Raw genomic sequence first — 10,775 nt, 5'->3', positions numbered from 1 at the left:
CCCATGGCAGCTCTCCCTCAGAGCGCGGACGACCGGCCGTGCCATGCTCATTGACATTGACGTCAACGTCAATACGCTGACGGGCGTGGCACGCACTCCGAAGACCTGGGCGGTCCGCACCGCCCGCGACCGCACCGAGGCCCCGGCCCGGGCCCGGCTGCTCGACGCCGCCGAGACCGTCTTCACCCGGCTCGGCTACGGCCCGGCCACCGTCGCCGACATCACCGCCGAGGCCGAGGTCTCCCGAGCCGGCTTCTATGTGTACTTCGCCTCCAAGGAGGAGGTCTTCCGCATCCTCGCGGTCCGGGTGCGGGACACCTTCCTCGCCGCGCAGGAGGTGCCCGGCGTCGACGCCGACGACGTGCACGCCGTCGCCCGGGAGTCCGTCGCCGCCTTCGTCGCCGCCTACGCCCGGCACGCCGCGCTGATGCCGCTGCTGGAACAGCAGGCGCGCACCGACGGCGAGGTGCGCGCACTGTGGCAGGAGATCCTGGAACGGCCCGTGCACCGCCACGCCCGCTACATCCGCCGCCTGGTCGCCGAGGGCGGCGCGCGTCCGGTCGCCGAGCCGCTCGCCGTGGCCCGCGCGGTGGGCGCCATGAGCGTGGAGTTCGCCCGCCAGGTCGCCGCCCGCCGCCTCACCCACGCCGCAGCCGTACGCGACGTCACCGCCATGTACCTGCACCTGCTCCACGTCGCCCCGCCCCGTCAGGAGTAGCCGCACCATGACGCACACACCCCGCACCGAGGAGTACCTGAGCGACCTGCGCGCCCGCTGGACCCGCGCGCGGCGCGGACGCCAGCCCGGCACCGTGCGCCACCGCGCCGGCGAACGCACCGTGCCGGGGTATGTGCGGCACTGGGCCGGGGAACGCCCGGACCGGCCCGCGGTCGTCGCGGGGGACGCGACACTGACGTACCGCGAACTCGACGACGCTGTGGGCCGCTTGGCAGGGTGGCTGGACACCCGGGGTGTCCGCCCCGGCGACCGGGTCGCCGTCTTCCTGCCCAACAGCCACCACTTCGTCGTGGCCTTCCTCGCCGTCCTGCGCCTGGGCGCCGTGCACGTGCCGGTCAACCCCATGCTCAAGGCCGCCGAGGTGCGCCACGAACTCGACGACGCCGAACCGGAGTTGGTGATCACCCGCGAGGAGCTGCTGCCGGTGCTCCGCGAGGCGTCCGAGGACGTCGGCGTGCTGCTCGTGGAACAGTGGGGCGACGTCCTCGCCCACCCGCCCCTCGGCGACGGCCCGGACGACCTCGACGCGCTCGCCGCCCTCAACTACACCGGCGGCACCACCGGCCTGCCCAAGGGCGTCGAGCACACCCAGCGGCACATGGTCTACACCGCCACCGCCATCCACAACGGCCTGCCCGGCACCGAGGACGGCATCGTCTCGCTGTGCTACCTGCCCGTCTTCTGGATCGCCGGCGAGAACCTCGGCATCCTCGCGCCGCTCGTCTCCGGCGGCACCAGTGTGCTGCTGCCCCGCTGGGACCCGGCGGCGGTGCTCCGGCTGATCGAGGAGCACCGGGTCACCACCATGGCCGGCACCGTCGAGAACTACCTGGAACTCCTCGACCACCCGGACCTGCCGCACCGCGACCTGGGCAGCCTCACCCACCCGCTCGCCATCTCCTTCATCCAGCGGCTCACGCCCGAGGTGCGCGCCCGCTGGCGCAAGGCCACCGGCGCCGTCCTGCGCGAGGCGTCCTACGGCATGACCGAGACGCACACCAGCGACACCAGCACCCTCGGCTTCCAGGACGGCGACCGGGACCTGCTCGGCGACCCGGTGTTCTGCGGGCTGCCGGTCCCCGGCACCGAGTTCATGGTCGTCGACTTCGCCGGCGGGGAGCCGCTGCCGCTCGGCGAACCGGGCGAGATCGTCGTCCGCGGACCGTCGGTCCTCACCCGCTACTGGCGCTCACCCGAGGCGGGCGGGGCGGCGGTGCGGGACGGCTGGCTGCACACCGGCGACATCGGAAGCCTCGACGAGGACGGCTGCCTGCGCTACCTCGGGCGGAACAAGGACATGATCAAGGTGAAGGGGATGAGCGTGTTCCCGACCGAGGTCGAGACCCTCCTCGCCCGCCACCCCGACGTGCGCGCCGCGGCCGTCGTCGCCGTCGACGACGAGCGCAGCGGGCAGCTGCCGTACGCCTACGTCACGACCGAGCCAGGCGCCACGCTCACCGCTGCGGAGCTGCGCGTCTGGGCGGGCGAGACCATGGCGGCGTACAAGGTGCCGCTCGTCGAGATCGTCCCCGAGCTGCCGCTGACGCCGACCGGGAAGATCAGGAAGGCCGAGCTGGCGGCGCGGGACGGTCGCGGGCGGCTCTGAGGCTCAGGGCGCGCTCTGCCGCCCGATCGACTCCACCAGCGGCAGCAGGCGGTGCGGCACCCGCTCGCGCAGGGCGACCTCCGTGCGGGTGCGCACCACGCCGGGCAGGCTGATCACCTTCTGGATCACGTCCTCCAGGTGCGCGTTGTCACGGGCCACCACCCGGGTGAGCATGTCCCCGCCACCCGTGATCGAGAACGCCTCGACGATCTCCGGTACGGCGGCCAGGGCGTCGCCCACGTCGTCGAGGTGGCCCTGGGTGACCTCGATGTGCACGAACGCCAGCACCGGGTGGCCCAGCGCGGCGGGGGAGAGGGTCGGTCCCGTGCCGGTGATCACACCGTCCCGCTCCAGCCGGTCCAGCCGCGCCTGCAGGGTGCCGCGGGCGACGCCGAGGATCCGGGCGTACTCGCGCACGCTGGTGCGCGGCTGTTCGAGCAGCAGCCGCAGGATGCGGGTGTCGAGCTCGTCCACGGTCATGGCCCCACCGGTCTTTCAGGTCGTGCGTTGATCACCGCCGACTGTACCAATGGCTTATCCGGGCGGCGGCGGGGCAGACCACGAGCGCTGGTCCGTTGGCACGGCTTCGGCTGACGGAAGTCCGCCTGGGCTGAGCCAATGGACCACCCCGAGCGGGGAGACTTGAGCCACTGACGTCGTTGATGCTCTCATGGACGGGTCGATGGCGCTGCGGACCTCCGCGGCGCCTTTTTCGTGCGAGTGTGCCAAGGGGGCGGTAATCAGTGCTGAAGAGGGTGTTCGTGGCTCCGGACCCGGGGCGGGCGCGACTGCGCTTCGCCGCGCGGGCCGTGCTCGGCATCGGGCTGGCGGTCGTGGTGTGCGGTGTGGCCGGGCACTCCCTCCCCGGCGCCGTCACCGGGGGCCTCGCCGCGCTGCTGGCGCTGTTCACGGTCGCCGACGCCACCGTGCGCGGGCAGGCCGTCACCACCGCCCTGCTGCCCGTGGTCGGGCTGCCGGTGCTGGCCGCCGCGGCCGAGCTGCACGACCACCCCGTCCTGCGCGACGTCACCTTCCTCGCCGTCGTGGGCGCGGGCGTGTACGCGCGCCGGTGGGGGCCGCGCGGGCACAGCCTCGGCGTGTTCGCGTTCATGATGTTCTTCATCGCGCAGTTCCTGCACGCCGGCCCGCACCAGCTGCCCGAGCTGTACGCCGCCGTCCTGCTGTCCGTGCTCAGCGCGGCCGCGGTGCGCTTCGGTCTGTGGTGCTACGAGCGCCGGCTCCCCCCGGCCGCCGTGCCCGCCCCGCCCGGCGGCAGCGGACTGGCCCGCGTCACCACCCGGCAGGCCGTCCAGGCCATGGCCGGCGGAGGCTTCGCCCTGGTCGCCGGCCAGCTGGTCAGCGGACAGCGCTGGTACTGGGCCGTCGGCGCCACCTGGTGGGTCTTCGTCAACACCGCCTCGCGCGGCGAGACCCTGGTGCGCGGCTTCCGCCGGGTGGCGGGCACCGTCATCGGCATCGGGCTCGGGCTGCTGATCGCCGTCCCGGTGCACGGGGCGCCCGTCCCCACGGCCGTCCTCGTCGCCGTGTGCGTCTTCGGCATCTTCTACACGGCCGCCGTCTCCTACACCTGGATGATGCTCTGCGTGACGCTGCTGGCCGAGCTGCTCTACGGCCTCCTCGGCGTCCTCAGCCCCGGGCTGCTGGCGCTGCGGCTGACGGAGACCGGTGTCGGCGCGCTCGGCGCGGCCCTCGCGGTGCTGTTCGTGCTGCCGGTGACCACGCACGCCGTCACCGACGCGTGGATCCAGCGAGCCCTGCGCTGCGTCCACGCCTGCACCGCCGAGGCCGCCGCCCGGCTCGCCGGCACCCCCGACGCCGATCCCACGCCCCGCGTGGCCGAGCTGGAAGCGCTGCTGGGCCGGGTACGGCTGTCCGTCGCGCCGCTGGTCCATCCGCTGAACCCGATGCGCGGGCGCAAGCAGCGGGCCCGCACGGTCCTCGCCCTGCTCGACGACTGCGCGCGCGAGATCCGCGGCCTGGTCGCCGTCGCCGCCGACCCCGAGGCCTCGCACGACGCCCGCCTGGCCGCCGCGTGCTGGCGGGTGCAGGCCGCGGTGGAGGCGCTGACCGAGGGCGAGATGCGTGAACTCGCCGTCTCCGCCCATCCGCCGGTCACGGAACCGGCCGCCCTGGCGCACCTGCACGGCCTGGAGCGGGCCCTGGCGGAACTGGCCACGCCGCTGCGGACACCGTCGGGGTCGCCGCTGGTGGGGGCGTGAGGGCCTGACCGACGGGGCCGGGAGCCCCGCGGGCGGGATCGGGCGCCTCTTCGGGCTGGATCCCGGGGCTGGGCGTTCCTGGCGGCAACGGGCGCCCAGGCCCCTCCTCGCGCCCGGAGCTTCGTCGGCCGTCGGTCGTCTCGTCCGGCACGCCCGAAGAGGCACCCTTGGTCTAGACCGCTCATGATCGGCTGCTACCGTCGGCCCCGGCAGTGGCCGGCGAGAGGGGACAGCGGTGGCGGACAGCGGGCGGCGGGCGTTCATCGGGTCGTTCACAGCGGCCGGTGGCCACGGCATCGTCACGGCGGCCGTCGCGCCAGACGGCGGCGCGCTGACCGTCCTCAGCCGGGCCGGCGGCCTGCCCGACCCTTCCTACCTGGCCCTGTCGCCCGACGGCCGCACGCTCTACGCGGTCAGCGAGACCGCCGACGGCGCGGTCGCCGCGTACCGCGTGGACGGGCCCGAACCCGAACCGGCCGGGCCCCGCGTCCAGGTCGGCGGCGGCCCCACCCATCTCAGCCTGTACGGCGGTCACCTGCTGACCGCCGACTACGGCAGCGGCACCGTCACCGCCGTCCCCGTCCGCGCCGACGGCACGCTCGCGCCCTCCGCGTCCGGCACCCTGCGGCACACCGGTTCCGGACCGCACAGCCCGCGCCAGCAGGCCCCGCACGCCCACCATGTGCAGCCCGACCCGAGCGGCCGCTGGGCGGTCAGCGTCGACCTCGGCACGGACTCGGTGCGGGTGTGCACCCTGGCCGACGGCGCCCCCGTCCAGCACGCCGAGTTCCCGCTGCGGCCCGGCTCCGGCCCGCGCCACCTGGCGTTCCACCCCTCCGGCGCCTACGCCTACGTCGTCAACGAACTCGCGCCCACGGTCACCGTCTGCCGCTGGGACGCCGCCGACGGCCGGCTCACGCCGCTGGCGGAGACCTCCGTGCTGCCGGGCGCCCCGGCCGGCGACGCCTACCCGTCCGGGATCGCCGCCTCGCCCGACGGCCGCTTCCTGTGGACCGCGACCCGGGGCGAGGACGTGCTGTCGGTGTTCGCGGTGGAGGGCGGGGGCGAGGCGCTGCGGCTGCTCGGCACGGTCCCGTGCGGCGGCCACTGGCCGCGGGCGCTCACCGAGGCCGGCGGCGTCCTCTACGTCGCCAACGAGCGCTCCGGGGACGTGACCTGGTTCACCGTGGAACCGGCCGACGGGCTGCCCCGGCGCGGCGGCTCGATCGCGGTCCCGGCGGCGTCCTGCGTGGTCCTCGCCTGACCGCCCGGACCGTGCCATGCGGAAGGGCCCGCTCCCTTGTGGGGAACGGGCCCTTCGGCTGAACGGGTGCTGTACGGGGTGGTGTCGTGCGGGTCAGCGGACCGGGGTGCCCTGCGCCGGCTGCGGGGCGATGCCCAGCGCCGTCGTGTACTTGGCCAGGGCGAGCTTGCCGATCGCCGGGTAGGGGCCGAGCGCCTCGGCCGCCGGGCAGCCCGCCTCCTTGGCCGCCTCCTCGACCAGCGAGGCGTCGATCTCCGGGCCGATCAGATAGGGCGCGAGGGCCAGCTGCTGGGAACCGGAGGAACGCAGCTGCTCGGCCACGTTCGCGATCGAACCCTCCTGGTCGAGCGCCGCCGCCATCACCGGCACGGCCAGACGCGCGGCGAGCAGCATGCCGGTGATCCCGGCCGCCTGCACGGCCTCCTCGCCGCCCACCGCGGCGAGGATGATGCCGTCCGCGGCCGTCGCCACGGTGAACAGACGGGCCCGGTCGGCGCGGGCCAGGCCCGCCTCCGACAGACGCACGTGCAGCGCCTCGGCGAGCAGCGGGTGCGGACCGAGGACGTCGGTCAGCTCGGCGGCGACCCGGCTGTCCATCAGGGCCTGGCGGATCCGGCGCAGCAGCGCGCTGTCCGGGCCGGCCAGCAGCGGCACGACGACCGCGACGGGGCCCTCGGGCTCCTTGACCTCAAGGCCGGCCGCGAGGGCCTGCTCGTAGCGTGCGGTGCGCTCCTCCGCGGCGTGCACGAGCACCGCCTGCAGCGTCGGGAACTCCGCGTCGTCCCCGTCGACGTACCCGATCCGGGCGTCCAGGCCGGGCAGCTCGGAGCGCGCGATGCTCACGACCTCCTCGGCGAGGCTGCGCGTGGCCGCGCCGGTCGTGCCCGGCACCGCGAGGACGAGCGCGGGGGCGCCCTCGGGAGCCGCCAGGGGTTCGGGGCGGCGGTGCCGTCCGGGCTGGCGGGGGCGCGGCATTCGTACTGGCAGGCCGGACGCGGGCCCAGTGGGGGAGCTCATGGCGCCGCATGTTACTGGCTTACTGGGCTCCCTTGTTCGGGGAGGGTGCAGGTGAGCGGTATCCGTCCGGTTTTGTCTGATGAGTTACGTACGGGTCAGAAGTGATCAGCGTCCGTTCCGGGCGAGTTGTCCGTTGCCGGTGTCGTGCCCGTCATGTCCTCGTCGTGTCCATGACCTGCAGCATCGTGCCGTCGGCGGGCAGGGACAGGGTGTGCGTGGCGAGGGCGCCGGCGATACAAACGGCCCCGTGCAGGGGGTCGCCCTCGGCCGGTACGCGGCGCGCGTGCGGCAGCCGTGCGGCCAGCTCCTCCCGCAAGGGGCTAAGCAGTGGCTCGCCCATCCGGAACAGGCCACCGGTGAGCGCCACGTACGGTTCCCCGGAGTCCGGGCAGACCGCGGCCGCGGAGTCGGCGATGTGCCGGGCCGCCTCGCGCAGAATGCCCACAGCCACCGGGTCGCCGTCGGCCGCGCAGGCCGCCACCTGCGGGGCGAAGGAGGCGAGCACCGCCGGGCGGTCGGGACGCGGGTACAGCGCCCCGGGCAGCCCGGCGGCCGGCCCGAACACCTTCTCCGCGCAGGCCAGCAGCGCCGCCGACCCACCGGGCCGCCCGTCGTGCGCGCGCAGCGCGGCCTCCAGAGCGGCCCGCCCTATCCACGCGCCCGAACCGCAGTCACCGAGCAGATGACCCCAGCCGTCCGCCCGCCGCCAGCCGCTCAGATCCGTGCCGAGGGCGATCAGACCCGTACCGGCGGCGACCACCGCGCCGGGCCGCGCGCCCAGCGCCCCGGTGTACGCCGTGACGGCGTCCGCGGCCAGCGCCAGACGCCGCACGCCGAGCTCCCGCCGCAGCGCGTCCGGCAGTTCGGCACGCAGCGCGTCACCCAGCGTGGCCAGGCCCGCCGCCCCGACGGCCGCCGCGACCGGCGCCGCCAGGCCGTTCTCGACGAGCAACGCCCGGGTCAGCGGCAGCAGTTGCTCCAGCAGGTGCCCGGCGTCGATGCCCCGGTCCCCGGTCCGCACCGGCTCCCGGGACACACGTTGTCCCAGCACCCCGCGCGCCACGGTCCCGACCGCCACGCGCAGCCCCGAGCCCCCGGAGTCCACGGCGAGGACCACGGGGTCCACGGCCTCGTCGCCCGCCGGGCCGGCCCCGGTCACGGCAGGCGCCAGTCCACCGGCTGGCCGCCCTGCCGGATCAGCAGGTCGTTGGCGCGGCTGAACGGGCGCGAGCCGAAGAAGCCGCGGTCGGCCGACATGGGGGAGGGGTGCGCCGACTCCACCGACGGCAGATCGCCCAGCAGCGGACGCAGATTGCGCGCGTCCCGGCCCCACAGGATCGACACCAGCGGCTTGCCCCGGGCCGCCAGCGCCCGGATCGCCTGCTCGGTGACCTCCTCCCAGCCCTTGCCGCGGTGCGCGGCGGGCTTGCGCGGGGCCGTGGTGAGCGCCCTGTTCAGCAGCAGCACCCCCTGCCGCGTCCACGGCGTCAGGTCGCCGTTGGACGGGGCCGGCACCCCGAGGTCGGCCTGCAGCTCGCGGTAGATGTTGATGAGGCTGCCGGGCAGCGGACGCACCTCCGGTGCGACCGAGAACGACAGCCCCACCGCGTGCCCAGGCGTGGGATAGGGGTCCTGCCCGACGATCAGGACGCGGACCTCGTCGAAGGGCTGCTGGAAGGCCCGCAGGACGTTCGCGCCGGACGGGAGGTAGGTCCGCCCCGCGGCGATCTCCGCGCGCAGGAAGTCACCCATCGCGGCGATCCGCCCTGCCACCGGTTCCAGGGCCTTCGCCCAGCCTGCTTCGACGATTTCATGCAACGGTCGTGGTGCCACGGGCGTCACCCTACTGCCGTACACGAGGTGACGATCAACCGGTGGCCAACACCTGCCCGCGACACCCTGTCCACTGTCTTCCCCCCTGTGCCCCCCGTCTGCGTCATCCGATCACGGCCGCCCGCACGCACAGCACGTCCGGCAGATGCGACGCCAACTGCCGCCAGCTGTCGCCGTCGTCGGCCGAGGCGTACACCTCGCCGTTGCGGTTGCCGAAGTAGACGCCCGCCGGATCGGCGTCGTCCGTGCACAGCGCGTCGCGCAGCACGGTGCCGTAGTGGTCCCCCTGCGGCAGACCCGCCGTGAGCGGCTCCCAGTTCTTGCCCGCGTCCGCCGTCCGGTAGACCCGGCAGCGCCGGCCGGCCGGGACCCGGTCGGAGTCGGCGTTGATCGGGAACACGTACGCGGTGTCGCCCCGGTGCGGATGGGCGGCCGCGGCGAAGCCGAACGTGGACGGCAGGCCCGCACCGATGTCGGTCCAGTGGGCGCCCGCGTCGTCGCTGCGGTAGACACCCCAGTGGTTCTGCAGATACAGCCGGTCCGGATCGCCCGCGTCCCGCGTGACCTTGTGCACGCACTGGCCGAACTCCGGGTTCGGGTCCGGCAGGAACACCGCGGAGACACCGGAGTTGGACGGGGCCCAGCTGGCGCCGCCGTCGGTGGTGCGGAACACCCCGGCCGTCGACACGGCCACCGTCACCGCCCGCGCGTCGCGCCGGTCGGTGAGCACCGTGTGCAGCCCCTCTCCGCCGCCGCCCGGCACCCACTTCGAGCGTGTCGGGTGCTCCCACAGCGGGCGGACCAGCTCGAACGTCTCCCCGCGGTCCTCCGAGCGGTACAGCGCGGCCGGTTCCGTGCCCGCGTACACCACGTCCTCCTCGGCCGCCGCCGGGTGAAGCTGCCACACCCGCTCCAGCGAAGCGCCCGTGTCCTTGGGGAACTTGACCGCCGGCTGGGGCGGCTCGGTCCAGGTGCGGCCCAGGTCGTCGGAGTGGAACACTGACGGCCCCCAGTGCGCGCTGTCCCCGCCGGCCAGCAGCCGCGGGCTGCCGCCGCGGGTGTCGATGGCGACCGAGTACACGGCCTGCGCGTTGAAGTACGGACTCTCGTCGAATTCCCAGCCGCCACCCCGCCTGCGCCCGATGAACAGGCCCTTGCGCGTGCCCACGGCCAGCAGCACCTCGGTCATGCCGAACACCTCCGCGACGTCTTTGTCCCAGACATCGGCCAGTGTGCACCCCACCACTGACAGCGGCCTCTCCGGACGGCGTCAGCGCAGGTCAGAGCGGCGATTGTGGCAGACGCGGCCGGTGTGTGGGGTGCTTTTGCGGCAACACGTGCGGGGCGCGGGCGCCCGTGGGACCGTCGAAGGAGGACTCGTCCTGAGCACCGGGCGGCCGCCCGCCGTACTGGAGGGCGCCGGGGATGCTCGCGCTGATGAGGAGGATGCCGTCGATGGCGGTCCGTGGTCCCGAGGTCTGGCTGTGGCGCTGGCGGCGCAATCCGCTCAAACGCCGCGCGGACAAGGTGGAGGCCTGGGTGGTGCTCGTCGTCTGGACGTGCACCGTCGTGGCCGGGGTGCTCGCCGGGCTGGGCGCCGCCCGGTCGGTCGAGCAGGGGCTGGCCCGGGAACGCGCCGAGTGGCGTCCCGTCGTGGCCCACCTGACCGAGCGGGCCCCGGGGGCCGCCGGCGGCGACCGGGTGTGGGCCGAGGTGTCCTGGCGAGCGGCCGACGGGTCCGCGCACGCCGGTCAGGTCCGGGTGCGGCCGGGCAGCGCGGCGGGCGGTCCGGTGACGGTGTGGACCGACCCTCGCGGCCGCCTGGTCGCCAAGCCGGCCACCGCCGCGCAGGCCCGCCTGCGGTCCGTGCTCCTCGGCTCGCTGGCCGGTGTGAGCACCGCGATCGTCCCCTTCGTCGCCGGCCGTGCCCTGTGCGGCCGTCTGGAGCAGCGCCGGCTGGACCAGTGGGAGGCGGAGTGGGCCCGCTTCGACCCGCTGTGGGGACGCGGCAGGACGGGCTGACAGCACCCCGCCACGAAGGGTCCCGCTGTCACCCCTCTGTGGCATGATCCGCTT

The 10,775-nt window shown here is 74.8% G+C and carries 10 protein-coding genes; 5 read left to right on the top strand and 5 right to left on the bottom strand.

Features of this window, described 5'->3' with window-relative positions; all coding sequences use genetic code 11:
• The first annotated feature begins 85 nt into the window (after positions 1-85).
• Positions 86-718, top strand: coding sequence for a TetR/AcrR family transcriptional regulator (locus C3489_RS32195; protein ID WP_103785653.1), 633 nt, complete (start codon positions 86-88; stop codon positions 716-718).
• A 7-nt stretch (positions 719-725) separates the two neighbouring features.
• Positions 726-2,345, top strand: a complete 1,620-nt coding sequence (locus C3489_RS32190) for an AMP-binding protein (protein WP_103785647.1) — start codon at positions 726-728, stop codon at positions 2,343-2,345.
• A 3-nt stretch (positions 2,346-2,348) separates the two neighbouring features.
• Here C3489_RS32190 and C3489_RS32185 read toward each other — a convergent pair whose 3' ends face one another.
• On the bottom strand, positions 2,349-2,825 hold the full coding sequence (locus tag C3489_RS32185; RefSeq protein ID WP_103785646.1) for an Lrp/AsnC family transcriptional regulator: 477 nt from the start codon (positions 2,823-2,825) through the stop codon (positions 2,349-2,351).
• Positions 2,826-3,088: 263 nt separating this feature from the next.
• Between C3489_RS32185 and C3489_RS32180 the strand changes: the two genes are divergently transcribed.
• Positions 3,089-4,585, top strand: a complete 1,497-nt coding sequence (locus C3489_RS32180) for an FUSC family protein (RefSeq protein ID WP_103785645.1) — start codon at positions 3,089-3,091, stop codon at positions 4,583-4,585.
• 235 nt (positions 4,586-4,820) lie between these two features.
• The gene (locus tag C3489_RS32175; protein ID WP_103785644.1) at positions 4,821-5,849 is read left to right on the top strand and encodes a lactonase family protein; all 1,029 of its coding nucleotides are present in this window, start codon (positions 4,821-4,823) and stop codon (positions 5,847-5,849) included.
• A gap of 93 nt (positions 5,850-5,942) precedes the next feature.
• Here C3489_RS32175 and C3489_RS32170 read toward each other — a convergent pair whose 3' ends face one another.
• The 4 genes from C3489_RS32170 to C3489_RS32155 form a co-directional block, all read right to left on the bottom strand.
• Positions 5,943-6,866 carry a sirohydrochlorin chelatase gene (locus C3489_RS32170; RefSeq protein ID WP_103785643.1) on the bottom strand — a complete coding sequence of 308 codons (924 nt, stop codon included), beginning with the start codon at positions 6,864-6,866 and terminating at the stop codon, positions 5,943-5,945.
• A 151-nt stretch (positions 6,867-7,017) separates the two neighbouring features.
• Entirely contained in the window at positions 7,018-8,025 is a 1,008-nt protein-coding gene (locus tag C3489_RS32165) for an N-acetylglucosamine kinase (protein ID WP_258055051.1), read from the bottom strand.
• Positions 8,022-8,699 (bottom strand): uracil-DNA glycosylase, encoded by a 678-nt coding sequence (locus tag C3489_RS32160; protein ID WP_103785642.1) that lies wholly within the window; start codon positions 8,697-8,699, stop codon positions 8,022-8,024. Before C3489_RS32160 ends, C3489_RS32165 begins: the two co-directional genes overlap by 4 nt.
• A 103-nt stretch (positions 8,700-8,802) precedes the next feature.
• Complete coding sequence (locus C3489_RS32155) at positions 8,803-9,945, bottom strand: sialidase family protein (RefSeq protein WP_103785641.1); 1,143 nt, start codon at positions 9,943-9,945, stop codon at positions 8,803-8,805.
• 209 nt (positions 9,946-10,154) lie between these two features.
• On the opposite strand from C3489_RS32155, the gene C3489_RS32150 reads away from it, so the two are divergent.
• The gene (locus C3489_RS32150; RefSeq protein ID WP_103785640.1) at positions 10,155-10,721 is read left to right on the top strand and encodes a hypothetical protein; all 567 of its coding nucleotides are present in this window, start codon (positions 10,155-10,157) and stop codon (positions 10,719-10,721) included.
• Positions 10,722-10,775: the final 54 nt, after the last annotated feature.

Origin of the sequence: Streptomyces sp. Ru71, from assembly GCF_002920535.1 — a bacterium.
Classification (GTDB): domain Bacteria; phylum Actinomycetota; class Actinomycetes; order Streptomycetales; family Streptomycetaceae; genus Streptomyces.
Note: the sequence above shows the minus strand (reverse complement) of the source record. Positions and strands in the feature narration are given on the sequence as shown.